We start from the raw sequence: 24,487 nt of genomic DNA, 5'->3' as shown, positions 1-24,487 counted from the left end.
CCGCCGTCACCGCTCCCACTCCCGAACCGAGGACCCCGCATGACCCGCACCACCCCCGTCGAGGACTTCGACGCCGTCGACATCATCCGCACCAAGCGCGACCGCGGCACGCTCTCGACCGCGCAGATCGACTGGCTGATCGACGCCTACACCCGCGGCTACGTCGCCGACGAGCAGATGGCGGCCTTCGCGATGGCGGTCCTGCTGAACGGGATGGAGCGCGACGAGATCCGCGACCTCACCCTGGCGATGATCGCCAGCGGCGAGCGCATGCGGTTCGACGGACTCGGCAAGCGCACGGTCGACAAGCACTCCACGGGCGGGGTCGGCGACAAGATCACGCTGCCGCTGATGCCGCTGGTCGCCTCCTTCGGCGTGGCGGTGCCCCAGCTCTCGGGACGCGGGCTCGGCCACACGGGCGGAACGCTCGACAAGCTGGAGTCGATCCCGGGCTGGCGGGCCGACCTCGGCAACGAGGAGATGCTGGAGCAGCTGCGGACGGTCGGCGGCGTGATCTGCGCCGCGGGCTCGGGTCTGGCCCCCGCCGACAAGAAGCTCTACGCGCTCCGGGACATCACCGGAACCGTCGAGGCGATCCCGCTGATCGCGTCCTCGATCATGTCGAAGAAGATCGCCGAGGGGACCGACGCCCTGGTGCTCGACGTGAAGTTCGGCTCCGGCGCGTTCATGGTCGACATCGAGCGCTCGCGGGAGCTGGCACGGGCGATGGTCGACCTCGGCTACGACGCGGGGGTGCGGACCACCGCGCTGCTGACCAACATGAACGTGCCGCTCGGTCTGGCCATCGGCAACGCGAACGAGGTGCGGGAGTCGGTCGAGGTGCTCGCCGGCGGCGGCCCCTCGGACGTCCGGGAGCTGACGCTGGCCCTGGCCCGCGAGATGCTGGCCCTCGCCGGGCAGCCGGACGCGGACGTCGAGCGCGCCCTCGACGGCGGCGCGGCGATGGACACCTGGCGCGCGGTCATCCGCGCTCAGGGAGGGGATCCGGATGCGGCGCTCCCCGAGGCCCGCGAGACCCACGTCGTGGTCGCCGAGCGCGACGGCGTCCTGGTGGAGCAGCAGGCGCTGCCGTTCGGCATCGCCGCCTGGCGCCTGGGCGCCGGACGCGCCCGCCAGTCCGACGCGGTGCAGCACGCGGCGGGGATCGACCTGCACGCGAAGCCGGGCGACCGCGTCCGCGCGGGCCGGCCCCTGCTCACGCTGTCGGCCGACGAGCCGGAGCGCTTCGCCCGGGCGCTCGAGGCGCTCGACGGTGCCTACCGGATCGGCGACGAGGGCGACGAGGTGCTCGACGGCGGCCCCCTCGTGGCGGAGCGCGTCTCCTAGCCCCGCGCCGCCCGGCACGGAGGAGGCGCCGCCCGGCGAGCCGCTTCCGCCGACCCTCTAGGGTGGTCGGCGAACCACCGCCGACCTGCGAGGAGCACCGTGACCGATCAGACCGAGGAGTACCTCCTCCCGGGCGAGGGCGTCCTCATCGACGAGCTCCCCAAGGTGTCGCTGCACGACCACCTCGACGGAGGCCTGCGGCCCGGGACGGTCCTCGAGATCGCCCGCGAGACGGGCGTACCGCTCCCGGCCGAGGAGCCGGACGCGCTCGCCGAGTGGTTCCGTGCCACGGCCGACTCCGGCTCCCTCACCGACTACATCGCCACCTTCGAGACGACGGTCGCCGTGATGCAGACCGCGCCGGCGCTCGAGCGCGTGGCCCGCGAGTTCGTGCTCGACCTCGCCGCCGACGGAGTCGTGCACGGCGAGGTGCGCTGGGCGCCGGAGCAGCACCAGCGCGCCGGGCTCTCGCTCGACGCGGCTGTCGAAGCGGTCCAGGAGGGGCTGCAGCAGGGCGTGCAGGAGGCGGCGGCGCAGGGACACAGAATCCGCGTCGGCCAGCTGATCACCGCGATGCGGCACGCCGACCGCTCGCTCGAGGTCGCCGAGCTGGCGCTGCGCCACCGCGAGCGCGGTGCGATCGGCTTCGACATCGCCGGAGCCGAGGCGGGCTTCCCCGCCTCGCGGCACCGTCACGCCTTCGAGCTGCTCGCGGCGGCTCACTTCCCGACCACGGTCCACGCGGGGGAGGCGGACGGCCTCGACAGCATCCGCTCGGCCCTGCTCGACGGCCGCGCGCTGCGCCTGGGCCACGGCGTCCGGATCGCGGAGGACATCCGCATCGAGCGCCAGGACGACGACGCGAGCTACGTGACCCTCGGCGAGCTCTCGGAGTGGGTGAAGGACCGCGAGATCGCCCTCGAGCTCAGCCCCTCCTCCAACCTGCAGACCGGAGCCGTCGCAGCGTGGGGTGCCGAGCTCGCCGACCACCCCTTCGACCTGCTCTACCAGTTGGGCTTCCGCGTCACGGTGAACACCGACAACCGCCTGATGAGCGCGACGACCCTCAGCCGCGAGCTCGCCCTCCTGTCCGACGCTTTCGGGTACGACCTCGACGACTTCGAGGCCTTCCAGCTGAACGCGGCTCACGCCGCCTTCCTGCCGCTCGACGAGCGCCGCGAGCTCGTCGAGACGATCAGCGCCGGCTTCGAGGCGGCCTGACGGTGCCGCTCGACGCGCTCCCCGAGGAGGCGGTGGCCCTCCGCCACTCCGCCGGATCATGGCGGGAGGCCGTCCTCGAGGCGGGCCGTGCCCTCGAGCGGACCGGCGCGGTGGACGCCGCCTACTCCCGGCGCATGGTCGAGCAGGTCGACGTGCTCGGGCCGTACATCGTCATCGCGCCCGGGCTCGCCCTCGCGCACGCCCGGCCCGGCAACGACGTCCTCGCGGACGGCCTCTCCGTCGTCACGCTGGCCGAGCCCGTCGCCTTCGGCCACAGCACCAACGACCCGGTGTCGGTCGTCATCGGGATCGCCGCCACCCAGGCGCACGGACACGTCGGCTTCGTCTCCGGGCTCGCCGACGTGCTCAGCCGTCCGGACGCGGTCGGCGCCCTCGCCGCCGCCCGCACCGTCCGCAGCATCAACGCCGTCCTCACCGACAGCACCCCGCACCACCCGCACCACGGAAGAAGCGCATGAAGATCGTCACCCTCTGCGGCGCCGGAATCGGCACCTCCGCCATCCTCAAGCTCGGCGCCGAGCGCGCCCTCGAGACCCTCGACCTCGAGGCCGAGGTGATCGCCTCCGACCTGGCCTCCGTCGACGCGCTCGCCGCCGACGCGCAGGTCATCCTCACCTCCGGCGAGCTCGTCGACCGCATCGGCCGCACCTTCGCCGAGGTCGTCGTCATCGACAACTACCTCGACCAGAACGAGATCACGGAGAAGATCGAGCGAGCGCTGGGCTGAGTCCGTTTCTGAGCCGCTCCCTGCGCGGCTCAGCGCGGTCGGCCTCCCGACGGGGCGCGTTCCGCAGAGCGTATTCCGTCGGGCTGCCTCGAATCGCTGCCACGCGATTCTCGGACGCGCCCTCCACCTTGCGGTGAGAGGGCGCTCCCTCCTCCTGCTGGTCGAGTAGCCGCAGAGCGGCGTATCAAGACTCCCATTTCCAGGGCGCGATGTGTCTACCGTGCGGTGGGAGGGCGTCCGTCGTCCGCCCCTGCTGGTCGAGTGGCCGCGGAGCGGCGTGCCGAGAGCCGGGTTCCCGCGCGGACGGCTGCTCGGGTCTTGGGGGGTCAGCGGGCGGCGAGCTGCTCGAGGACGGTGCCGATCAGGCGGCGGGCGCGGGCGGGGGAGAGGCGGGCGGGCCGCTCGGCCGCGCGGGAGACCGCGATGCCGTCGAGGACTGCGAGGAGAAGCGCCGCGTCGTCGGCGCCGAACGACGCCGCGGGATGCGCGGCGCGCAGCAGCTCCAGGACGAGGTCCTCCGTTCGCGACCAGCCGGCGGTGTGGATCGCGCGGATCTCCGGATCGGTGCCGGCGCGGGAGGCGAAGGCGGTCCACACGATCGCGTCGGGGACGTCCTCGTCCGCGACGCACGCGATCTCGTCGCAGAAGACGCGCAGCCGCACCTCGGCCGAGGGTTCGGCCTCCAGGCGGCTCCGCATCCGCTCGCGGAAGCGCTCCTCGACCCGGGCCATCGCGCCGGCCAGCAGCGCCTGCTTCGTCGGGAAGTGGTGCTGGACGGCCCCCACTGAGACGCCGGCCTCGGCCGCGACGGTGCGGATGCTGAGGTGCTCCGCCCCGCGGGTCGAGAGGACGGCGACGACCGCCGAGAGGATGTCGCTCCTGCTCTCGCGCCGATCCGGCATGGCGTCCCTCTCGTTCGACTGCTCGAGCAGGCTACGCTCTCGGACATGACCAATACGACCGTATTGCCGCCCCGTGCCGGAGCCGGCCGCCGCATCGCGACCCTGGACGTCGTCCGCGGTGTCGCGATCATCGGGACCCTCGGCACGAACATCTGGATCTTCTCCCACCCCTGGGGGATGCTCGGACTGCTCTCCGTCCCGGTGACGCCGGAGACCTCCTCCTCCGCCGGGACTGCGCAGCTCCTGCTGATGGCGCTGGCGCAGGGCAAGTTCCTCGCCCTCCTCTCCCTCGCCTTCGGGGTGGGCCTCGCGATCCAGCACGCGTCCGCGGTCCGGCGCGGGACGCGCTGGCCGGGCCGCTACCTCTGGCGCGCGACGCTCCTCCTCCTGGACGGCGCGGTCAACTACGTGCTGATCGCGGAGTTCGACGTCCTCATGGGATACGCCGTCACCGGAGCGGTCGTCGCCTGGCTGCTGCTCACCCGGCCGACGACGCAGCGCCGCGTGATCCTCGTCTGCGGCGCTCTGCACGTCGTCCTGATCTCGGCGCTCGTGGCGCTCGTGGCGGCGAGCCCGGACGGTGCCGGACAGGGGCCGACCGGCCGGAGCCCCTACGCGGACGCGTCGTTCCTCGGCCTCGCCCTCTTCCGGCTGCAGAACGCGGGCGTCTTCCGTGCGGAGCCGGTGCTCATCGGGCTCCTCAGCCTCGCGATGTTCCTCCTCGGCGCGCGCCTCCATCGGGCGGGGGTCCTCGCCGCCGAGGGCGCGTCACTCCGCCGTCGCATGATGGTCCTCGGCGCCCTCGCCCTCCCCGTCGACCTCGCGCTGGGCATCGGGGGGAGCGCCGCCGGTCTGCTCGCCGAGCGCTACCTCGTCGCGCCCCTGGTCGGGCTCGGCCTGCTCGCGGCCCTCGCCGAGGCCTGCCTCCGCCGGGGCGCCGAAAGCTGGGCGGCACGCCGGGCGCGGGAGGTCGGCCGGGTCGCCCTGAGCGCCTACCTCCTGCAGAACCTGCTCGGCGGCGCCCTCTTCTACGGCTGGGGCCTCGGGCTGGCGGTGACCGCCGCGCAGTGGCGCGTCCCGGCGACCGTCGGAGCGTTCCTGCTCATCGCGGCGGTCGTCGTGCTCGCGGCGCACCTGTGGCTGCGCCGGTTCGAGCTCGGTCCGGTGGAGTGGCTCTGGAAGCGGGGCGAGCGGATCGGTGTCCGCGCGCCCCGCTGACCGGAGGGGGACCTACGCGAGGAGCTCCGCGGCGCCGGTGCGCAGGGCGGCGAGGCGGGACGAGACGGCCGACCGGCGGGCGTCGGCGTCGGAGTCGTGCGACCAGGCGTCGAGGTAGAGCTTGACCTTCGGCTCCGTGCCGCTCGGGCGCGCGATGAGACGGGCACCGTCCAGGGAGAAGCGGAGCGCGTCGGTCGGAGGCAGCGCGCCGCCCTCGGCGAGCAGGTCCTCGCTCCGCTCGACGGCGAGCCCGCCGATCGCGGTCGGAGGCGTCGCGCGCAGTCCGGCCATGATCCGGCCGATCTCGGAGAGGTCGGTGACGCGGAGCGAGATCTGCTCCGATCCGAAGAGCCCGAACCGCTCGGCGAACGACTCCAGCTCGTCGTCGATCGTGCGCTCCTCGGCGGCGAGCCCGCTCGCGAGGGAGAGGAAGGCGAGCGCGGCCGAGACGCCGTCCTTGTCGCGGACCGTCCCGGGGTTCACCAGGTAGCCGAGCGCCTCCTCGTAGCCGAAGACGAGGTCGGGGACGCGCGAGATCCACTTGAAGCCCGTGAGCGTCTCGGCGAAGTCGAGGCCGTAGTCGGCCGCCACAGCACCGAGGGCGGGGGAGGAGACGATCGAGCAGGCGAGCGCTCCTCCGGTGCGGCCCTCGCGGCAGGCCTGCTCGGCGGCGCGCCAGCCGAGCAGCGCTCCGACCTCGTTGCCGGTGAGGCGCCGGAAGCCCTCCGGGGCGGAGGCGTCGGGCACGGCGGCGGCGAAGCGGTCGGCGTCCGGGTCGTTCGCCACGATCAGCTGCGCGCGACCGGAGCGCGCGGTCGAGAAAGCGAGGTCGAGGGCGCCCGCCTCCTCCGGGTTGGGGAACGCGACCGTGGGGAACGCCGCGTCGGGCTCGATCTGCTCGACCACGACGGCCGGCTCGTCGAATCCCGCCGCGGAGAGCACCCGGTGCGCCGTCTCCCAGCCGACCCCGTGCATCGCCGTGTAGACGACGCGCAGCGGAGCGGACTGGCGGCCGACGGCGGCCGTCGCCTCGATGTAGGCGGCGACCACGGACTCGTCCGCGAGCCGGTACTCGCCGCGCGGCAGCTCCGGAACGCGCCGGTCCCGCGCGACCGCGAGGATCCGCTCGGCGATCTCGGAGTCGACCGGCGGCACGATCTGCGAGCCCTCGTCGGCGCCGCCGAGGTACACCTTGTAGCCGTTGTCCTGCGGCGGGTTGTGGCTCGCCGTGACCATCACTCCGGCGTCGGCGCCGAGGTGGCGCACGGCGAAGGCCAGCACGGGGGTGGGCAGGAGCCGGGGCAGCAGCACCGCGTCCACGCCGGCGCCCGCCATCAGCGCGGCGGAGTCCTCGGCGAAGACGCGCGAGTTCTTCCGGCCGTCGTAGCCGATCACGACCACGGGCCGCTGGACGCCCTGCGCCAGCAGGAAGTCGGCCAGGCCGACGGCGGCCTGCGAGACCAGCACGCGGTTCATCCGGTTGGATCCCGCCGCGATGGCGCCGCGCAGGCCCGCGGTGCCGAACGCCAGGCGGGCGCCGAAGCGGTCCTCGAGCTCGGCGCGGGCGGAGGCGTCCCCCGAGTCGGAGGCGGTCAGCAGGCCGACCAGCTCCTCCCGCGTCTCCGGGTCGGGGTCCTGGGCGAGCCAGGCCTCGGCGAGCTCCCGGACGTCGGCGCTCACAGGGCGCCCGTGATCCCCGCGAGCAGGCGGGCGAGGTCGTCCTCGGCGTCGCGGCCGGCCTCGAGCACCTCCTCGTGGCTGAGGGGGGTCTTCTGGATGCCGGCGGCGAGGTTCGTGATGAGCGACATGCCCAGCACCTCCATGCCCGCCTCGCGTGCGGCGATGGCCTCGAGGGCGGTCGACATGCCGACGATGTGGCCGCCGATGATCCTCGCCATCTGCACCTCGGCCGGGCTCTCGTAGTGCGGCCCGCGGAACTGCACGTACACGCCCTCGTCCAGCTCAGGACGCGTCCCCCGGGCGAGGTCGCGCAGGCGCGAGGAGTAGAGGTCGGTGAGGTCGACGAAGGTCGCGCCCTCGAGCGGCGAGTCGGCGGTGAGGTTGATGTGGTCGCTGATCAGCACGGGGGTCCCGGGCGTCCAGTGCTCCTTGATGCCGCCCGCGCCGTTGGTGAGGATCATCACCGTCGCGCCCGTCGCGGCGGCGGTGCGGACGCTGTGCGCGACGCGGCGCACGCCGTAGCCCTCGTAGTAGTGGGTGCGGGCGCCGATGATCAGCGCGCGCCTGCCGGTGGGGAGCAGGACGGAGCGCAGGGTGCCGCCGTGCCCGTGCACGGCCGGCTTGGAGAAGCCGAGGATCTCGGTGGCCTCCACCGTCGCGGTCGTCTCGCCGATCGCGTCGGCGGCCTTGCCCCAGCCGCTGCCGAGGGTGAGGGCGATGTCGTGCTTCTCGACCCCTGTCGCCTCGGCGATCTGAGCGGCCGCGCGGGCCGCGATCTCGAAGGGATCGGCGTCGGGGGCGTCGAGCGGGTGCAGGGTCTGGTCGGACATCCTCCCACCCTACCGACGGGCTGCGCGGCGGCGGAGGGCGACTCCCGCGGCCGATCCGACACCCCGCGATTGGGCGAACACTCAGTGAGAGAGGACAATGGGAAGCATGGCTTACGAGTTCGAGCGCGCGCAGAGGATCGCTGTACTCGGAGGGGGGCCGGGCGGCTACGAAGCCGCCATCGCGGGAGCGCAGCTCGGCGCTGAGGTCACCCTGGTCGAGCGGGTCGGAGTGGGCGGCTCGGCCGTCATCACCGACGTCGTCCCGTCGAAGTCGCTCATCGCGACGGCGGAGGCCACCAACGCCATCGGCGAGGCCGCCGACCTGGGCGTGCAGTTCTTCACCCGCTCGGAGCAGAACAAGCCGGTGCGCCCGGACGTGGCGGTCAACCTGGCGACGGTGAACAAGCGCCTGCTCGGGCTCGCGCGCCAGCAGTCCGAGGACATGCGCGCGAACCTGGTGCACCACGGCGTGCGCATCGTCCAGGGGGACGGGCGCCTGGACGGCTCGAACGCCCTGATCGTCTCGACGGCTGCCGGCGGCGAGGGCATGGACTTCGACCGCATCGAGGCGGACACGATCGTGGTCTCGGTGGGGGCCAGCCCCCGTGTGCTCCCGACCGCGGCTCCCGACGGCGAGCGCATCCTCAGCTGGACCCAGCTCTACAACCTCAAGTCCGTCCCCGAGCACCTGGTCGTGGTGGGCTCCGGCGTGACCGGCGCGGAGTTCGCCTCCGCCTACCGTGCGCTCGGCGCCCGCGTGACCCTCATCTCCTCCCGCGACCAGGTGCTGCCCGGCGAGGACGCCGACGCGGCCGCCGTGATCGAGAACGTCTTCAAGCGCAACGGCATGGTCGTGCTCTCGAAGTCGCGCGCCGACCGCGTCGAGCGGACCGAGAAGGGCGTGCAGGCCGTGCTCTCGGACGGACGCGTCGTCGAGGGCTCGCACTGCCTGATGGCCGTCGGCTCCGTGCCGAACACGGCGGGCATCGGCCTCGAGGACGCGGGGGTGCAGCTGACGGAGTCGGGGCACATCCGCGTCAACCGCGTCGCCCGCACCAGCGTCCCCTCGATCTACGCGGCCGGGGACTGCACCACGTTCCTCCCGCTCGCCTCCGTCGCCGCCATGCAGGGCCGCACCGGCGTGTTCCACGCCATGGGCGACGCCGTGAACCCGACCGAGGTGCGCAACGTCGCGGCGAACATCTTCACGCAGCCCGAGATCGCGACCGTCGGGTGGAGCCAGCGCGAGATCGAGGAGGGCATCGCGCAGGGCGAGATCTACAAGCTCCCGCTCGCCGCGAACCCGCGGGCGAAGATGATGGGCATCCGCGACGGCTTCGTGAAGCTGTTCGCGCGCACCGGCTCCGGCACCGTCATCGGAGGCGTCATCGTCGCTCCGAAGGCGAGCGAGCTGATCTTCCCGCTCGCCCTCGCCGTGGAGCACCGCCTGACCGTCGACCAGGTCGCGCGGGCCTTCACCGTCTACCCGAGCCTCACCGGCTCGATCTCGGACGCCGCGCGCGCCATGCACATCGTCACCTGACGCGCCCCTCCGCCGGGCCGCGCGGGGTGCGGCCCTTCATCGCCAGAGCGCGCGACCGGGAATCGCGTGCGAAGCGATTGACGGCAGCGCGATGCGACCCGCTCTGCGGTACCCCTCACGTCGAGGAGCCGACCGCGCCGGGCCGCGCGGGGAGCGGCCCGGAACAAGCTCAGACGATCTGGAGGAGCACGTGTCCCGCGGGGACGGTCGCTCCGGCCGTCGCGTCGAGGCCCTTCACGACGCCGTCCTTGTGGGCGGTGAGCGGCTGCTCCATCTTCATCGCCTCGAGGACGACGACCAGGTCGCCGGTGACGACCGTGTCGCCCTCGGCGACGGCGACCTTGACGATGGTGGCCTGCATGGGCGAGGCGACGGTGTCGCCCGTGACGGTGCTGACGGAGGAGGAGCCGCGGCGCTTCGGGGAGGCGGCAGCGGCCCCGCGGGCGGGTCCCGAGCCGACCAGGTCGCCGGGGAGCGTGACCTCGACGCGGCGCCCGTCGACCTCGACGACCACGTTCCGGCGGGCCGCCGGCTCGTCGGTCGCTCCGGGCTCGCCGCTCCAGGCCGGGATCGTGTTCTCGAACTCGGTCTCGATCCAGCGGGTGTAGATCGTGAAGGGCGCGCCGCCCTCGGGGGCGAAGGCCGGGTCCTCGACGATCGCGCGGTGGAAGGGGAGGACGGTCGGCAGTCCGGTGACCTCGAACTCGGCGAGGGCGCGGCGCGAGCGCTCCAGCGCCTGCTCGCGGCTGTCGCCGGTGACGATCAGCTTCGCGAGGAGCGAGTCGAAGGAGCCGGAGATCACGTCGCCGGCGACGACGCCCGAGTCGACGCGGACGCCGGGTCCGCCGGGGGCCTTGAAGACGTGCACCGGGCCCGGAGCGGGGAGGAAGCCGCGGCCCGCGTCCTCGCCGTTGATGCGGAACTCGAAGGAGTGGCCGCGGGGCGCCGGGTCGTCGTAGTCGAGCACGCCGCCCTCGGCGAGGCGGAACTGCTCGCGCACGAGGTCGATGCCGGTGATCTCCTCCGACACGGGGTGCTCGACCTGGAGGCGGGTGTTCACCTCGAGGAAGGAAACCGTGCCGTCCTTGCCGATCAGGAACTCGCAGGTCCCGGCGCCGAGGTAGCCGACCTCCTGCAGGATCGCCTTCGAGGCGCGGTAGAGCTCGGTGTTCTGCGCGTCCGTCAGGAACGGCGCGGGCGCCTCCTCGACGAGCTTCTGGTGGCGGCGCTGGAGGGAGCAGTCGCGGGTGGAGACCACGACGACGTTGCCGTGCGCGTCGGCCAGGCACTGGGTCTCGACGTGGCGCGGCTGGTCGAGGTACTTCTCGACGAAGCACTCGCCGCGGCCGAAGGCGGCGACGGCCTCGCGCGTGGCGGAGGCGAACAGCTCCTCGACCTCGTCGCGCTCGCGGGCGACCTTGAGGCCGCGACCGCCGCCGCCGAAGGCCGCCTTGATCGCGACGGGGAGGCCGTACTGGTCCACGAACTCGAGCACCTCGGCGGCGCCGGAGACGGGGTTGAGGGTTCCCGGGGCGAGCGGCGCGCCGACCTTCTCGGCGACGTGGCGGGCCGAGACCTTGTCGCCGAGGCGCTCGATGGCCTCGGGGCCGGGGCCGATCCAGATCAGGCCGGCGTCGATGACGGCGCGGGCGAAGTCGGCGTTCTCGGCGAGGAAGCCGTAGCCGGGGTGCACGGCGTCGGCACCGGAGCGGCGCGCCACCGAGAGCAGCTTGTCGATGACGAGGTAGGTCTCGGCGCTGGTCGTCCCGCCGAGGGCGTAGGCCTCGTCGGCGAGGCGGCTGTGCACGGCGTCGCGGTCCTGGTCGGCGTAGACGGCCACGGAGGCGATCCCGCTGTCGCGGGCGGCGCGGATGACTCGGACGGCGATCTCGCCCCGGTTGGCGACGAGCACCTTCGTAATCTTCGGCATGGTCCCCAACCCTAGGGGGCGGCTCCGCCCGGCCCGGCGCGGCTCACCACAAAGAAGCGGAGGGCCTTCGTCGGTTCCTCACAAGGGCGGGACGGGCCTCAGCGGTTCCAGAGCGCGGTCCAGTCGACGCCGAGGCTCCGCACCAGAGTGCGGAGGGTCGGCACCGACATCCCGATCACCGTCGAGGGGTCGCCCTCGATCGCGGTGATGAAGCCGGCGCCGCGGCCGTCGATGGTGAAGGCGCCGGCCACCTCGAGGGGCTCGCCGGTGGCGACGTAGGCGTCGATCTCGGCGTCGTCGATGTCGTCGGCGAACGTGACGGCGGCGGAGGTGACCGCTCCGGCCTCGGCGACGATCCTCCCGCCGCGGTGGTCGACGAGCCAGTGGCCGGAGTGGAGGCGGCCGGTGCGTCCGCGCTGGGCGCGCCAGCGCTCCCGGGCCCGCTCGGGCTCGTGCGGCTTGCCGTGGACGACGCCGTCGAGGACGAACGCGGAGTCGCCGCCGAGCACCAGACCGTCGATGTCCAAGCGCAGGACGGCGTGCGCCTTGGCGCGGGCGAGCAGCGAGACGGTGGCGTCCGCGTCCAGCGCCGCGCCCCGCTCCTGCTCGGCCCGGGCGACGGCCGCGGGCTCGTCCACCTCGGAGGGGACGACGACGGGCTCGATCCCGGAGGCCCGCAGCAGCGCGAGGCGCGCGGGGGAGGTGGAGGCGAGGTAGAGGCGCACGAGGGCTCCCTGCGGCCGGTCCCACGCTGTGGGATGCTCGACGGATGGCACAGACCCCGTCCCCCGCATCCGCCCGCCCCGACGGGGCCGACGACGCACTCGGGACCGAGATCGAGCTCGACATTAGCAACGTCGCCCACGGCGGCGTGTTCGTCGCCCGGCACGAGGGCCGCGTCGTCTTCGTCCCGGACGTCCTCCCCGGCGAGCGCGTGCGGGCGCGGATCAGCGAGGTCCGGCACGACAGCTTCTGGCGTGCCGAGGCGCTCGAGGTGCTCGAGGCGTCCGAGCACCGGGTGGAGCACGTCTGGCCCGAGGCCGCCCTCGACCGCCGCCCGGAGGAGCGCGTCGGCGGCGCCGAGCTCGGCCACGCCGACCTGGCCTACCAGCGCGAGCTGAAGCGCCTCGTGCTCGTCGACTCCTTCTCCCGCTTCGCCCGTCGCGAGATCGAGGTGGAGGTCTCGCCGATCGGCGGGGACGACGCGTCCGGCGGCCTCGGCTGGCGCACGCGGAACCGCCTCCACGTCGACGACGACGGACGGGTCGGCCCCTACGCGGCACGCAGCCACCACGTCGTCACCGTGGAGTCGCTGCCCCTCGCGACCGCCGATTCCTCCCTGGCCGCACCGCTCGGCGAGCGCCTCGCTCCCGGCTCGGTGGTCGACCTCGTCGACGCGGCCGGGTCCGAGGGAGCCGCGGTGCTCGTGCACGACCCCTCCGACAAGCGCGCCCGCCGCGACCGCACGGTGGTGAGCGAGTTCGTCGCCGACCGCACCTTCCGGGTCGACCGCACCGGCTTCTGGCAGGTGCACCGCGGAGCCGCCGCCGCGCTCTTCGAGGCCGTGCAGGCCGCCGTCGACGCGGACGAGGCGGACCCGTCGGCCGCCAACCACGACCTCTACGGCGGGGTGGGCCTGCTCGCCGCGGCGCTGGCCGACCGCCTCGGCGCCGGAGTGCGCGTGACCAGCGTCGAGAGCGACTCCCGCGCCACCGAGCACGCGCTCGAGAACCTGGCCGACCAGGTCGGCGCCCGCGCGGTGACCGCCCGCGTCGACCGCTACCTCCGCGAAGTCGTCGCCCAGGCCGATGCGCGCGAGCGGGCGCGGTGGCGCGCGGCGACCGTGGTCCTCGACCCGCCGCGCTCGGGCGCCGGCCGAGCGGTCACCGACGCTCTGGCGGAGCTGCGGCCGGCGCAGCTCGTCTACGTCGCCTGCGACCCGGTCGCGCTCGCCCGCGACGTGGGCGCCCTGACCGGGGCCGGCTACGAGCTGGAGCGCCTCGAGGGCTTCGACCTCTTCCCGCACACCTCCCACGTGGAGGCCGTTGCGCGACTGGTCCGCCGAGAGGACTGACCGCGGGCCCGCGCCTGCGTACCATGGGCGGGATGGAGCCCCACGTCGACGCAGCCGAGGCCCCGCGCGTGCGCGTGGCGATCGTGGACGACCACGAGTCGGTGCGCCTGGGCGTGGCCGCCGCCGTCGAGAGCGCGGGGATGCAGGTGGTCGCCGCCGCCGAGACCGTCCAGGCCCTCGAGAGCACGATCGGCGGCGCCGAGATCGAGGTGCTCGTCCTCGACCTGTCCCTGAACGACGGCTCGAGCATCACCAGCAACGTCAAGTGGGGGCAGGTGCGCGGCTCCGCCGTCCTCGTCCACAGCATCGCCGACCGCGTCGTGGCCGTGCGGGAGGCGCTCGCCGCGGGAGCGGCCGGCGTCATCCCGAAGTCCTCGCCCATGTCGACGGTCGTCGCCGCCATCCGCACCGTCGCCCGCGGCGAGGTCCTCAACAATCTGGAGTGGGCCTCGGCCATCGACGCCGACGACGACTTCGCGCGGGCCGTGCTCGGTCGTCGCGAGCGCGACGTCCTGCACCTCTACGCCTCGGGGCTGCCGCTGAAGCTGGTGGCCGAGCGGCTGCAGATCTCGGTGTCGACGGCGAAGGAGTACCTCGACCGGATCCGCGACAAGTACGTCGAGATCGGCCGTCCCGCCCCGACGAAGGTCGATCTGCTGCGGCGCGCGGTGGAGGACGGCATCCTGCCGGGCATCGACCCGGACGACGGCGATGGCGGGCGCTGAGGCGCCGATCGCCCGCCGCAACGCCGGGCGCGAGCGGATCGACCGGATCATCAGCACGGTCGTGTCGTTCTTCGGCTTCGGCTTCGGCGTGCAGACCGTCCCGCCGATCCTCGCCCAGCTGCCCCTGCTGCGCCCCGAGGTGGCCTGGCCGGTGCTGGTGCTGGTCTTCGGATCGCTCACCGCCGCCGTGGTCACCGCCGTGCTGCGGCGGGGCACGCGGATCACGGCGGTCCTGGTCGCGGTCGGTGTCCTCGTCGCCCTCCTGACCTGGCCGGCCGCCGTCGCCACCGGGGGCGCGGACCGCGAGACCCCGTGGATCTGGTACCTGCTGACCATCGGCACCGCCTTCTGCACGATCGCGGCTCCCCTCCGGATCGCGATCGCGTACGTGTCGGTGACGACCGTGCTGTTCGGGCTGCTGCGCGTCCTCCCCTCCGGCGGCGGGGCGGAGCCGACCCGCGCGATCCTCGACGCCGCCTACGTGGGCATCGTCGGCTTCGTGATGCTGGTGCTGATCACCGTGCTCCGGCAGTCGGCCGACCAGATCGATCGCGCGCAGACGACGGCCATGGAGCAGTACGAGGCGGCGATGCGCCAGCACGCCGGCGAGGTGGAGCGGGTCGAGGTCGACGCCCTGGTGCACGACAACGTGCTCGCGACGCTGCTCTCCGCCGCCTCCGCCGAGTCGCCGGCCGAGCGTGCGCTGGTCTCCTCGATGGCGCAGCGCACCCTCGCCGTGCTGCTGCCCGACCACGAGCCGGAGCCGCCCGAGGGGCTGGTCCCGCTCGAGCTCCTGCAGCGCCAGCTCGCCCACGCGGCGTCCACCTTCGGGACCGAGATCGCGGTCGCGACGGCCGCCGGAGTGGATCCGCGCGCGACGACGCTGCCGCGCCCGGTGGCCGAGGCGCTGCTCGGCGCGGTCTGGCAGGCGCTCGCCAACAGCGTCCAGCACGCGGGTCCGAGCGGCAGCGTCCACCGCGCCGTGCACGGGCTGCTGGGCGACGGCGCGGTGGAGGTCGTGGTGGAGGACGACGGCCGCGGCTTCCGGCTCGCCGACGTCCCGCGCGAGCGGCTGGGCATCCGGCTCTCCATCCTCGAGCGGGTGCACAACGCGCGGGGATCGGCGCGGGTCGACTCGACTCCGGGCGAGGGCACCCGAGTCGTCCTCTCCTGGCGGGCGGACGCGGGAGGAGGGCCGTGATCGCCTACCCGCGCCCCCTGCTCCAGGCGCTCGGCGCCGGCTTCTCGCTGTACCACGTGGTGCTCGCCTTCTTCTCCTTCCGCATCTCCCCGGCCACGCCGGCCGACCTCGTCGCGGTCGCGCTGTACGTCGCGGCGACCGTCGTCGCCCTCTGGCCGGGAGCGACGACCCGGCTCGCCCTGCCCGTCGCGGTCGGGATGACCGCGGTCGCCGTCGCGCTGCCGCTGCTGGTCGCGCCGTCGCTCGATCCGGGCGCCTCCAACGGCTACTCCACCTGGTACATCGCCGCGGTCGGCACCCTCATGACGATCGTGTGCGCCCGCCGGCGCGCGGCCTGCGCCTGGGTCGGCGTCGGCTTCCTGATCGTGCACACCGTGTTCTGGGCCGGCCCGGCCGCGCTGGCCACTCTCGGCGTCGTCGGGGGGATCGCCTGGGTCGCGATCGCGCAGCTGCTCATCGTCGAGCTCGGGCGCGCGGGCTCCGAGGCGCGCGTGCTCGAGGCGGCCGAGCGCGCGGCCGCGTCGTGGCGGGCCGCGGAGGAGGCGCACCTCACGGAGCGCGAGGTCCGGCTGGAGCAGACGCGCGCCCTCGCCGCCGACATGCTGCTGCGCATCGCCGAGCCGGGACCGGGCCTCACCGACGAGGAGCGGCGCGAGTGCCGGCTGCTCGAGGCGGCCGTGCGCGACGAGATCCGCGGCCGGCGGCTGCTGGACGACGAGGTGCGGCGTCTCGTGCTCGACGCGCGGCGGCGGGGCGTGACCGTGTCGGTGCTCGACGACGGCGGCCTCGACCGCACCTCCGAGGGCGAGAGCCGACGGGTGCTGGGGGAGCTCGCCCAGGCTCTGAGCGGGATCCGCGAGGAGGTCGACCGCGTGGTGGTGCGCACCGCGTCGGCCGACTCGGCGTCAGCCGTCACGGTCGTGGGCCTGCGGACGGCCGGCGACGGCAGCGCGGGCGCCCTCGGCTCCGACGACGCGGGTGACGAGGTCGACGCCTGGGTCGAGATCCGGCGCGACGGCGTCGGCGGACGGGACGTCTGAGCGGCGGAGAGCGCGCGGGACGGCGCGGCTGTCCGCATGCGCAGCGACCGGCGGCGACCCGCCCCGGAGGGCGTGCGGATGTCGGATCGGTGCCGCGGGCGGGACGCTCCGGCTCTCAGCACGGCTCAGGTCTCGGCGCGTCCGGTCTCTCGGCGCGGACCGATCGTGGGCGCGGCACGAGCGTGAGCAGAGCCGTCGGGAGCAGTGCCCGTCGAGCGCACAGCACGTGATGAGAAGAGCCCGTTAACGGAGTGCGGCGGGCCGTCCACTCCTCCGAAGAGGGGGCCCGGCCCGCCGTCAAACCCCGAGTGAGGGTAACAACCCGAATATTACCCTCACTCGCCCCCAACACACCCGCCTGCTTACCCTGGTCGGCGAGTGATTGGCGGTGCCCCTTCCGAAGGAGGAGCACCGTACGTCCACTAGTGTGCTCGCTCCGCCAGGAGGCGCATAGTCAGCACTTTAGGGGACTAATCGGGGGACAAATTTCACGTTCCGCGTCGCGGATCGCTCGTTCCCCGACGGGCTGCGTCTGCGAGTCCGCTCAGCCGGAGAAGGAGCGCCACGCTCCCGGTGCCGGCCGCAGCGGCCCGCGGACCGCCGCGGCGCGGTCGTTCCAGCCCCCGCTGAGCTCCTGCGGGGTCTCCGGCTCGGCCTCGGTGCGAGAGGTCAGTGCGGTGACGACGGCCGTGACGGCGGCGATCTCGGCGGCGTCGAGGCCGGGGGTGGAGATGACGACGGCGGGTGCGGAGTCGGAGGCGGTCATCCCGTGACGCTATCGCATGCCGTTCACGGCGCCGGTCGGCGGGGCATGGCTATGCTGACGCCGGATGCCGCCGGAGCGTCGTCCGTCCGTTGCGAACAGGAGCGTCCCCGCATGCCGACGTGGTTCCCGAGGAGCGGTGCCGCGGCGCTGCGCCCCCTGCGTCTGCTGGTCCGGAGGTCGCCCGCGGCCGTCTCGGTCGTCCTGGTCCTCCTGACCGCGAGCGCGATCACGGGGACGCTCGTCGCCCCCGCAGGAGCCGAGACGACGTCCTGGTGGGCGGCGGGCCCGATGACGACCCTCGACGGCCGTCCGTGGACAGCGGTGACCGCCCTCCTGATCGCGGCGGACCCGCTGCAGCTGCTCCTGGACGTCGTGCTGGTGCTCCCGATGCTCCTCGCCGCGGAGCGCCGCCTCGGCTCGGCTCGCACCCTCCTCGCCTTCCTCGTGACCGGCGCCGTCGGGATCGTCGTCGGGTCCTCCGTGCAGTCGATCGGCGCTCTCGTCGGGGAGTGGTGGGCGGGCGACACCGTCGGCGACCACACCTTCGACCCGCTGATCGGCGCGGTCGGCGCCCTCATCGCCTCGACCGCCTTCATGGGCGCTCTGTGGCGTCGCCGGCTCCGGGTGACCGTCTTCGCCGTCGTGCTGATGTTCGTTCTCTACGCGGGCGACTCCGCCGACGCGTACCGGCTCCTCGCGGGCGGCGCGGGGCTCGTGCTCGGCGCGGTGCTCGCGCGGGGAGCGGCGGGGCTGCGTCCGCAGCGTCCGGCCCCGAGCTCGCACCGCGAGTCCCGGGGGCTGCTGGCGGCGGTCGTCGTCGTCACCGCGATCGGTCCGCTCGTCGCCGTCCTCTCGGACTCGGGCTACGGTCCGTTCTCGTTCCTCGGCCGACTGCTGCAGAGCGCCTTCACGGGGACGACGGACCTCGAGGACCCGTGCAGCCGCGCCCTCCGGCACTGCGCGCACCACGTGAAGCTGAGCCTGGTCGCCCCCGGGCCGATCCTGCTGACGTTCGTCCCGCTCCTCCTCCTGCTCGTCGCCGCCTACGGCCTGCGCTCCGGGCGCCGCCTGGGCCTGCTGCTGGCGGTCGGGGTGAACATCGCGATCGCGATCCTGGAGGTCTTCTCCCTCCAGCGCGCCGCCCGTCACCCCGAGTTCCTGTACTACGCCGAGTACCTGCTCTGGGTGGCGACGACGGTGCTGGTGCCGCTGGCCGTCGTGGCGATGCTCGTGATCGGGAGGAGGCACTTCCGCATCCGCGCGCCCCGTGCCGCTGCGAGGCTCTGGACGCGGGTCGTCGCCATCGCCTTCGTCGTGTCCCTCGGCGGCTACCTGGCGCTCTCGGCCGGCGTGCGCACGAGCTTCGAGCCGCTCCTGGGCCTCGGGAGGCTCCTCCTGGACGGGCTGCTGCGCTTCGTCCCGGTGAGCTTCCTCGGCGGCGCCGGACTGCTCGCCGTGCCGCGGGAGCCCGTTGCGCGGATCGTCTTCGAGTGGGTCGGCCCGGTGTTCTGGCTCGTGGTCGTCGTGGCGGTGGTCGCTCTGCTCCGGGCCACCGACGTGCAGCGGAACCGCGGCGACGAGGCGCGGTACCGCGCGCTCCTGTCCCTGCACGGCGCCGGCAGCCTCGGCCACCAGGGGACCTGGGAGGGCAACGCGCACTGGATCTCGGCCGACGGGACCGGCGGAGTCGCCTACCGGGTGATCGGCGGCGTGGCGATCACCCTCTCCGACCCCGCCTGCGCTCCCGAGCGGCGGGAGGACGTCGTGGCCGAGTTCGTGCGGTTCTGCGACGAGCGCAGCTGGACGCCCGTGTTCTACAGCATCCACGACGAGCTGCTCCCCGTCTTCGACCGGCTCGGCTGGTCGCGCCTCTCGGTCGGCGAGGAGACGATCATCGAGCTCTCCTCCTTCGAGCTCACCGGCAAGCGGTGGCAGAAGGTGCGCTACCCGCTCACGCGCGGCATCAAGCTGGGCATCGAGGCGCAGTGGACCAGCTGGCCCGAGCTCTCCCTCGGCATGGCCAACCAGATCGTCGACCTGTCGGAGCGCTGGGTCGCCGAGAAGGCGCTGCCCGAGATGGGCTTCACCCTCGGCGGCATCGACGAGGTCCGCGATCCCGACGTCGCCCTCCTGCTCGCGGTCGGACCGGACGGCGTGCTGCAGGGGGTGACGAGCTGGCTGCCCGTGCATCGGGAGGGTCGCGTGGTCGGCTGGACCCTCGACTTCATGCGCCGCTCCGACGACTCGATGCCCGGCATCATGGAGTTCCTCATCGCCTCCGCGGCGCTGCGCGTCAAGGAGGAGGGCGCCGAGTTCCTCTCGCTCTCGGGCGCACCGCTCGCCACCGCACCGGTCGAGGAGGGGGAGGAGCCTCCGGAGCCGACGGTCCTCTCGCGCCTGCTCGAGTTCCTCTCGCGGACGCTCGAGCCGGCCTACGGCTTCACGTCGCTGTTCCGCTTCAAGGCCAAGTTCCACCCGCGCTACGCGGGCCTCTGGATGACCTACCCCGACGCGCTGCAGCTGCCTCGGATCGGAGCCGCGCTGGGTCGCGCCTACCTGCCGGACCTCTCCGCCGCGCAGGCGCTGGCGTTCGCGCGGGTGGTCGGGGCGAAGCCGGAGGAGAAGCCGTCCGAGGCGCCCGCGGCGAAGCCGGATGCTCCGGCCGCGAAGGCAGGCGCTCCGGCGGTGAAGGCGGGTGCTCCGGCAGCCGAGCCGGACGGTCCTGCGGTGAAGGCGGGTGGTCCTGCGGTGAAGGCGGATGCCCGGGAAGCGAAGCCCGATTCCGCGACAGGGAAGCCGGATGCTCCGGCCGCGGAGCCGGACGCTCCCGTCGTGCGGCCCGATGCTCCCGCGGAGTCCGCTGCCCGACGGACCGGGCCCGGCTCCTCCGACTGATCGTTCCGCCCCTCCGCCCCGTGAGGAGGCGGTCGCAGCGGAACGCCGCGGCACGGACGGTCTCCCGTCTCCTGCCGCGGCGTCCGAGCGAGCCGGGTCAGAGCGGGATGTTGCCGTGCTTCTTCGCGGGCAGGTTGGCGCGCTTGGTGCGCAGCGCCCGCAGCGCCTTGATGACGGAGACACGCGTCGCCGAGGGCTCGATCACGCCGTCGAGCTCGCCGCGCTCGGCCGCGAGGAACGGGCTCGCGACGTTGTAGGTGTACTCGTTCGCCAGGCGCGTCCGGACGGCTGCGACGTCCTCGCCGGCCTCCTCCGCCTTGCGGATCTCGTTGCGGTAGAGGATGTTCACCGCGCCCTGGCCGCCCATGACGGCGATCTCGGCGGTGGGCCACGCGAGGTTGATGTCGGCTCCCAGCTGCTTGGACCCCATCACGATGTACGCGCCGCCGTACGCCTTGCGCAGGATGACCGTGACCAGCGGCACGGTCGCCTCGGCGTAGGCGTAGAGCAGCTTCGCGCCGCGGCGGATGACGCCGGTCCACTCCTGGTCGGTGCCGGGCAGGTAGCCCGGGACGTCGACCAGGGTCAGGATCGGCAGCGAGAACGCGTCGCAGAAGCGGACGAAGCGGGACGCCTTCTCGCCCGCCTCGATGTTCAGCGTGCCCGCCATGGCGCTCGGCTGGTTCGCGATGATGCCGACGGAGCGGCCCTCGACGCGGCCGAAGCCGATCACGATGTTCGGCGCGAACAGCGGCTGCACCTCGAGGAAGTCGCCCTCGTCGACGATGTGCTCGATGACCGCGCGCATGTCGTACGGCTGGTTCGGGCTGTCCGGGATGACCGTGTCGAGGAAACGGTCCGCGTCGGTCGTCTCGAGGTCGACCTCGGTCTCGAAGACGGGGACAGGCGACAGGTTGTTGTCCGGGAGGAAGGAGAGGAGCGTCCGCGCGTAGTCGAGCGCGTCGTTCTCGTCGCTCGCGAGGTAGTGCGAGACGCCCGAGATCTTGTTGTGGGTCAGCGCACCGCCGAGCTCCTCCATGCCGACGTCCTCGCCGGTGACGGTCTTGATCACGTCGGGCCCGGTGACGAACATCTGGCTGGTCTTGTCGACCATGATCACGAAGTCGGTCAGGGCGGGGGAGTAGACCGCGCCTCCCGCGGCAGGGCCGCAGATGATCGAGATCTGGGGGATCACGCCGCTCGCCGCGGTGTTGCGGCGGAAGATCTCGCCGTACTTGCCGAGGGCGACCACGCCCTCCTGGATCCGTGCTCCGCCGGAGTCGAGGATGCCGATGATCGGGACGCCGGTCTTCAGGGCGAGGTCCATCACCTTGATGATCTTCTCGCCGGCCACCTCGCCGAGCGAGCCGCCGAAGATCGTGAAGTCCTGCGAGTACACGGCGACTTGGCGGCCGTGGATGGTGCCGGTCCCGGTGACGACGGCGTCGCCGTAGGGGCGCTTCTTCTCCATGCCGAAGGCGTGGGTGCGGTGGCGCACGAACTCGTCCAGCTCGACGAACGAGCCCGGGTCGAGGAGGGTGTCGATCCGCTCCCGTGCGGTCATCTTGCCCTTGGCGTGCTGCTTCTCGATCGCCGCCTCACCACTGGCCGTGACGGCCTCGTGGTAGCGGTTCCTGAGGTCCGCGATCTTCCCCGCGGTCGTGTACAGATCGGGCGCGGGACGTTCGGTGTTCGCGGTCACCCGCTCACCCTACCGGCGGGGCGGACGCCTCCTCTTGTCGCACTCGCACAGGGAGGGCCGCTCCGAACGGGAGGATCCGGACAAGGGCGGGACGTCGCGAGCGGCGCTCGGAGCGGCCTCGCGGGAGCCGCCGCTACCGTGGCGGCATGCTCCTCCCGCTCTCCTCCGCCGTCTCCCCCCGCGTCCTCGCGCTCGAGTCGGCGGGGTCGACGAACGACGAGCTCCGCGAGCGGGCGGCCGCCGACCCCGCCGCGTGGCCGCACCTCTCCGTCGTCGCCACCGGCGACCAGCGCTCCGGGCGCGGCCGGCTGGGGCGCGTCTGGCAGGCGCCCGCGGGCCGCACGCTCGCGGCCTCGACTCTGGTCGACGCCTCCGCCCTCGGCGCCGAGGCCTCCGGCTGGCTGCCGCTCGTGGCCGGCGCCGCTCTCGCCCGGGCCCTCGCACCCCTCGTCGACGGGGACGTCGCCGTCAAGTGGCCCAACGACGTCCTGATCGACGGCCGGAAGGTCGCGGGGGTCCTCGCCGAGCGCCTGCCGGACGGGCGGGTCGTCGTCGGCACCGGCGTGAACCTGCTGCTGACGGAGGCGGAGCTGCCGGTCCCGACCGCCACCTCGCTCGCCCTCGCCGGAGCACGGACGACGAGCGCCGACGAGGTGCTCGCCGCGTTCCTGACCGAATTCCAGGGGCTGCTGGCTCCGCTGCTCGCCCAGGGCGACGCCGAGGCCTCCGGAGCGGCCGCCGCCGTCCGCGCCTCCTGCGGCACCCTCGGCACGCGCGTCCGTCTCGAACTGCCCGACGGCACGCAGGAGGAGGGGACCGCCTCCGCACTCGCCCCGGACGGCTCGCTCCTGCTCGAGCAGGGCGGTGCGCTGCGCTCGTTCCCGGCCGGCGACGTCACGCACCTGCGCTCCTGATGGCCAGGACCGACCCCGCCGACCGCGAGCTGGCGCGGCTGACCCCGCGCGCCCGCCGGGCGGTCGCACCGGTCGTCGGCCTCCTCCTGCTCACCTGGACGGGCTTCTACTTCGCCGCGCAGTTCGAGCTCGCCCTGCAGCGCTGGATCATCGGGCTCGGCACCGCACTTCTGGTGCTTCTCCTCTGCGCTCCCGGGATCGCGGGCTGGGCGAGCGTGCGCTACCGCGTCACCGCCTCCGGCCTCAGCGCGCGCCGGGGCGTGGCGTCGATCCGGCGGGCCGAGGTGGTCTTCGATCGGAGGATGGAGGTCGCGGTCGAGCGCTCCCTCGGCCAGCGCCTCGCCCGGTGCGGCGACGTCCGGATCCTGCAGGCGGGAGCCGAGGTGTTCGTGCTGCGGGACCTGCCGGATCCGGAGCTCACAGCCGACCTGCTGCGGGAGGCGATCGGCGCGGCTCCCGCTCTCGAGCCGGAGTGGCCGCCGCCCGCGTGAGCGCGTCGGGGCCTCGGTAGCATGGAGCCGCCCCGCGCCAGCGGGCGGAGACGGAGGAGCGCCATGCGCGTCGGCGTGATCGGGGGCGGCCAGCTCGCCCGGATGATGATCCCCGCGGCGGTGGAGCTCGGCATCGAGATCGCCGTGCTCGCCGAGAGCGAGGGCGCCCCGGCGGGGCTCGCCGCGACCCGGGTCGGCGACTACCGCGACGAGGCGACCGTGCTCGCCTTCGCCGAGACCGTGGACGTGGTGACGTTCGACCACGAGCACGTTCCCCAGCCGATCCTCCGCGAGCTCGTCGCCCGCGGCGTCGCCGTGCACCCCGGCCCCGACGCCCTGCTGTTCGCCCAGGACAAGCTGATGATGCGGCGCCGCCTGACCGAGCTCGGCGTGCCCGTGCCCGAGTGGGCCGAGGTCTCCTCCGCCGAGGAGCTGGGGGAGTTCCTGGCCGAGCACGGCGGCAGCGCCGTGGTGAAGACCGCGCGCGGCGGCTACGACGGCAAGGGCGTGCGCGTGGTGCGCGGCGCCCACGAGGCGGACGACTGGTTCACCGCCCTCGCCGAGGACGGCCGGGGCGGCTCGCTCCTGGTCGAGGAGCTGGTGGGCTTCCGCCGCGAGCTCGCGCAGCTCGTCGCCCGGCGTCCCTCCGGCGAGAGCATCCTCTGGCCGGTGGTGGAGTCGGTGCAGCGCGACGGCGTCTGCGCCGAGGTGATCGCTCCGGCCCCCGCGTCCGCCGGCCGGCTCGCATCAGCCGCGGCCGAGATCGCGCAGACGATCGCCGACAGCCTCGGGGTCACCGGCGTCCTGGCCGTCGAGCTGTTCGAGACGACGGACGACCGGATCCTGGTCAACGAGCTGGCCATGCGCCCGCACAACAGCGGCCACTGGACGATGGACGGATCGACAACGTCGCAGTTCGAGCAGCACCTGCGCGCGGTCCTCGACCTGCCGCTCGGCGCGACGGGCTGCCGCGATCCGTGGACCGTGATGGTCAACGTGCTCGGCGGCCCGGTGGGGGAGTCGCTGACCGACCGCTATCCGCGGGTGCTCGCCGATCACCCGGGCGTGAAGGTGCACAACTACGGCAAGGAGCCGCGACCGGGCCGCAAGGTCGGGCACGTGAACGCCACCGGCGACGACCTCGACCTCGTGGTCTACGAGGCTCGCGCGGCGGCGGCCGTTCTCACGGACTGACCCGTACGATGGTCGCCGTGACGAGCCTGCCGACCTCCCCGACCCCTGCCGGAGCCCTCTCGTGAG

21 protein-coding genes are annotated in these 24,487 nt (G+C 73.6%); 14 read left to right on the top strand and 7 right to left on the bottom strand.

The genetic code is table 11. The features are described from left to right. The first annotated feature begins 39 nt into the window (after positions 1–39). The 4 genes from C5C39_RS00340 to C5C39_RS00325 all read left to right on the top strand — a co-directional run bounded on the left by C5C39_RS00340 (position 40) and on the right by C5C39_RS00325 (position 3,316). Positions 40–1,347, top strand: a complete 1,308-nt coding sequence (locus C5C39_RS00340; RefSeq protein ID WP_104352398.1) for a thymidine phosphorylase — start codon at positions 40–42, stop codon at positions 1,345–1,347. A gap of 99 nt (positions 1,348–1,446) precedes the next feature. After that, positions 1,447–2,568 carry an adenosine deaminase gene (locus C5C39_RS00335; protein WP_104255399.1) on the top strand — a complete coding sequence of 374 codons (1,122 nt, stop codon included), beginning with the start codon at positions 1,447–1,449 and terminating at the stop codon, positions 2,566–2,568. A 2-nt stretch (positions 2,569–2,570) separates the two neighbouring features. After that, on the top strand, positions 2,571–3,047 hold the full coding sequence (locus C5C39_RS00330) for a PTS sugar transporter subunit IIA (protein WP_104255398.1): 477 nt from the start codon (positions 2,571–2,573) through the stop codon (positions 3,045–3,047). Beyond that, entirely contained in the window at positions 3,044–3,316 is a 273-nt protein-coding gene (locus C5C39_RS00325; RefSeq protein WP_104226416.1) for a PTS sugar transporter subunit IIB, read from the top strand. Before C5C39_RS00330 ends, C5C39_RS00325 begins: the two co-directional genes overlap by 4 nt. 326 nt (positions 3,317–3,642) lie before the next feature. Here C5C39_RS00325 and C5C39_RS00320 read toward each other — a convergent pair whose 3' ends face one another. Then, positions 3,643–4,218: a TetR/AcrR family transcriptional regulator gene (locus C5C39_RS00320; protein ID WP_104352397.1), complete on the bottom strand. Its 576-nt coding sequence runs from the start codon at positions 4,216–4,218 to the stop codon at positions 3,643–3,645. 45 nt (positions 4,219–4,263) lie between these two features. On the opposite strand from C5C39_RS00320, the gene C5C39_RS00315 reads away from it, so the two are divergent. Beyond that, a complete protein-coding gene (locus C5C39_RS00315; RefSeq protein ID WP_104352396.1) occupies positions 4,264–5,436 on the top strand; it encodes a DUF418 domain-containing protein in 1,173 nt (390 codons plus the stop codon). Positions 5,437–5,448: 12 nt separating this feature from the next. On the opposite strand, the gene C5C39_RS00310 is transcribed toward C5C39_RS00315, so the two are convergent. Together C5C39_RS00310 and C5C39_RS00305 are read right to left on the bottom strand one after the other, a co-directional pair. Further along, positions 5,449–7,116, bottom strand: a complete 1,668-nt coding sequence (locus C5C39_RS00310; protein WP_104352395.1) for a phospho-sugar mutase — start codon at positions 7,114–7,116, stop codon at positions 5,449–5,451. After that, positions 7,113–7,946 carry a purine-nucleoside phosphorylase gene (locus C5C39_RS00305; protein ID WP_104232831.1) on the bottom strand — a complete coding sequence of 278 codons (834 nt, stop codon included), beginning with the start codon at positions 7,944–7,946 and terminating at the stop codon, positions 7,113–7,115. Before C5C39_RS00305 ends, C5C39_RS00310 begins: the two co-directional genes overlap by 4 nt. A 106-nt stretch (positions 7,947–8,052) precedes the next feature. On the opposite strand from C5C39_RS00305, the gene C5C39_RS00300 reads away from it, so the two are divergent. Next, positions 8,053–9,489 (top strand): NAD(P)H-quinone dehydrogenase, encoded by a 1,437-nt coding sequence (locus C5C39_RS00300; RefSeq protein ID WP_104352394.1) that lies wholly within the window; start codon positions 8,053–8,055, stop codon positions 9,487–9,489. 169 nt (positions 9,490–9,658) lie between these two features. Here the strand turns inward: C5C39_RS00300 and C5C39_RS00295 are convergent, their stop codons facing one another. Next, positions 9,659–11,419: a biotin carboxylase N-terminal domain-containing protein gene (locus tag C5C39_RS00295; protein WP_104249484.1), complete on the bottom strand. Its 1,761-nt coding sequence runs from the start codon at positions 11,417–11,419 to the stop codon at positions 9,659–9,661. Between the two features lie 98 nt (positions 11,420–11,517). Then, positions 11,518–12,144 carry a nucleoside triphosphate pyrophosphatase gene (locus C5C39_RS00290; RefSeq protein ID WP_181136288.1) on the bottom strand — a complete coding sequence of 209 codons (627 nt, stop codon included), beginning with the start codon at positions 12,142–12,144 and terminating at the stop codon, positions 11,518–11,520. Between the two features lie 44 nt (positions 12,145–12,188). Here C5C39_RS00290 and C5C39_RS00285 point away from each other — a divergent pair, with 44 nt between their 5' ends. Genes C5C39_RS00285 through C5C39_RS00270 form a run of 4 tightly spaced genes read left to right on the top strand, consistent with a single transcriptional unit; the run spans position 12,189 to position 16,459 of the window. After that, positions 12,189–13,493: a class I SAM-dependent RNA methyltransferase gene (locus tag C5C39_RS00285; RefSeq protein ID WP_146083858.1), complete on the top strand. Its 1,305-nt coding sequence runs from the start codon at positions 12,189–12,191 to the stop codon at positions 13,491–13,493. A gap of 23 nt (positions 13,494–13,516) precedes the next feature. Next, positions 13,517–14,218, top strand: a complete 702-nt coding sequence (locus C5C39_RS00280; protein WP_104223169.1) for a response regulator transcription factor — start codon at positions 13,517–13,519, stop codon at positions 14,216–14,218. Further along, positions 14,205–15,419 (top strand): sensor histidine kinase, encoded by a 1,215-nt coding sequence (locus C5C39_RS00275; protein WP_104352393.1) that lies wholly within the window; start codon positions 14,205–14,207, stop codon positions 15,417–15,419. Before C5C39_RS00280 ends, C5C39_RS00275 begins: the two co-directional genes overlap by 14 nt. Further along, positions 15,416–16,459: a hypothetical protein gene (locus C5C39_RS00270; protein ID WP_104225461.1), complete on the top strand. Its 1,044-nt coding sequence runs from the start codon at positions 15,416–15,418 to the stop codon at positions 16,457–16,459. Before C5C39_RS00275 ends, C5C39_RS00270 begins: the two co-directional genes overlap by 4 nt. A gap of 544 nt (positions 16,460–17,003) precedes the next feature. Here C5C39_RS00270 and C5C39_RS00265 read toward each other — a convergent pair. Continuing rightward, entirely contained in the window at positions 17,004–17,225 is a 222-nt protein-coding gene (locus tag C5C39_RS00265; RefSeq protein WP_104223166.1) for an acyl-CoA carboxylase subunit epsilon, read from the bottom strand. Between the two features lie 111 nt (positions 17,226–17,336). Here C5C39_RS00265 and C5C39_RS00260 point away from each other — a divergent pair, with 111 nt between their 5' ends. Then, the gene (locus C5C39_RS00260; RefSeq protein ID WP_181136287.1) at positions 17,337–20,120 is read left to right on the top strand and encodes a bifunctional lysylphosphatidylglycerol flippase/synthetase MprF; all 2,784 of its coding nucleotides are present in this window, start codon (positions 17,337–17,339) and stop codon (positions 20,118–20,120) included. 97 nt (positions 20,121–20,217) lie between these two features. On the opposite strand, the gene C5C39_RS00255 is transcribed toward C5C39_RS00260, so the two are convergent. Further along, positions 20,218–21,822, bottom strand: coding sequence for an acyl-CoA carboxylase subunit beta (locus tag C5C39_RS00255; protein WP_104223164.1), 1,605 nt, complete (start codon positions 21,820–21,822; stop codon positions 20,218–20,220). A gap of 146 nt (positions 21,823–21,968) precedes the next feature. On the opposite strand from C5C39_RS00255, the gene C5C39_RS00250 reads away from it, so the two are divergent. The 3 genes from C5C39_RS00250 (at position 21,969) to C5C39_RS00240 (ending at position 24,421) form a co-directional block, all read left to right on the top strand. Then, complete coding sequence (locus C5C39_RS00250; RefSeq protein ID WP_104352391.1) at positions 21,969–22,736, top strand: biotin--[acetyl-CoA-carboxylase] ligase; 768 nt, start codon at positions 21,969–21,971, stop codon at positions 22,734–22,736. Beyond that, entirely contained in the window at positions 22,736–23,227 is a 492-nt protein-coding gene (locus C5C39_RS00245) for a PH domain-containing protein (protein ID WP_104272571.1), read from the top strand. The genes C5C39_RS00250 and C5C39_RS00245 overlap by 1 nt, the downstream gene beginning before the upstream one ends. 63 nt (positions 23,228–23,290) lie before the next feature. Next, positions 23,291–24,421, top strand: a complete 1,131-nt coding sequence (locus C5C39_RS00240; protein ID WP_104260500.1) for a 5-(carboxyamino)imidazole ribonucleotide synthase — start codon at positions 23,291–23,293, stop codon at positions 24,419–24,421. The last annotated feature ends 66 nt before the right edge of the window (positions 24,422–24,487 follow it).

The organism is Rathayibacter sp. AY1F3 (assembly GCF_002931975.1).
Classification (GTDB): Bacteria; Actinomycetota; Actinomycetes; order Actinomycetales; family Microbacteriaceae; genus Rathayibacter.
The sequence above is the reverse complement of the archived record's forward strand: the minus strand, read 5'-3'. Positions and strand labels throughout refer to the sequence as shown.

Excerpts from the sequence above, each read along its gene's own strand:
- C5C39_RS00340 (WP_104352398.1), top strand. The coding sequence starts at position 40 with ATGACCCGCACCACCCCCGTCGAGGACTTCGACGCCGTCGACATCATC.
- C5C39_RS00325 (WP_104226416.1), top strand. The coding sequence starts at position 3,044 with ATGAAGATCGTCACCCTCTGCGGCGCCGGAATCGGCACCTCCGCCATC.
- C5C39_RS00320 (WP_104352397.1), bottom strand. The coding sequence starts at position 4,218 with ATGCCGGATCGGCGCGAGAGCAGGAGCGACATCCTCTCGGCGGTCGTC.
- C5C39_RS00315 (WP_104352396.1), top strand. The coding sequence starts at position 4,264 with ATGACCAATACGACCGTATTGCCGCCCCGTGCCGGAGCCGGCCGCCGC.
- C5C39_RS00305 (WP_104232831.1), bottom strand. The coding sequence starts at position 7,946 with ATGTCCGACCAGACCCTGCACCCGCTCGACGCCCCCGACGCCGATCCC.
- C5C39_RS00300 (WP_104352394.1), top strand. The coding sequence starts at position 8,053 with ATGGCTTACGAGTTCGAGCGCGCGCAGAGGATCGCTGTACTCGGAGGG.
- C5C39_RS00295 (WP_104249484.1), bottom strand. The coding sequence starts at position 11,419 with ATGCCGAAGATTACGAAGGTGCTCGTCGCCAACCGGGGCGAGATCGCC.
- C5C39_RS00285 (WP_146083858.1), top strand. The coding sequence starts at position 12,189 with ATGGCACAGACCCCGTCCCCCGCATCCGCCCGCCCCGACGGGGCCGAC.
- C5C39_RS00280 (WP_104223169.1), top strand. The coding sequence starts at position 13,517 with ATGGGCGGGATGGAGCCCCACGTCGACGCAGCCGAGGCCCCGCGCGTG.
- C5C39_RS00275 (WP_104352393.1), top strand. The coding sequence starts at position 14,205 with ATGGCGGGCGCTGAGGCGCCGATCGCCCGCCGCAACGCCGGGCGCGAG.
- C5C39_RS00265 (WP_104223166.1), bottom strand. The coding sequence starts at position 17,225 with ATGACCGCCTCCGACTCCGCACCCGCCGTCGTCATCTCCACCCCCGGC.
- C5C39_RS00260 (WP_181136287.1), top strand. The coding sequence starts at position 17,337 with ATGCCGACGTGGTTCCCGAGGAGCGGTGCCGCGGCGCTGCGCCCCCTG.
- C5C39_RS00250 (WP_104352391.1), top strand. The coding sequence starts at position 21,969 with ATGCTCCTCCCGCTCTCCTCCGCCGTCTCCCCCCGCGTCCTCGCGCTC.
- C5C39_RS00245 (WP_104272571.1), top strand. The coding sequence starts at position 22,736 with ATGGCCAGGACCGACCCCGCCGACCGCGAGCTGGCGCGGCTGACCCCG.
- C5C39_RS00240 (WP_104260500.1), top strand. The coding sequence starts at position 23,291 with ATGCGCGTCGGCGTGATCGGGGGCGGCCAGCTCGCCCGGATGATGATC.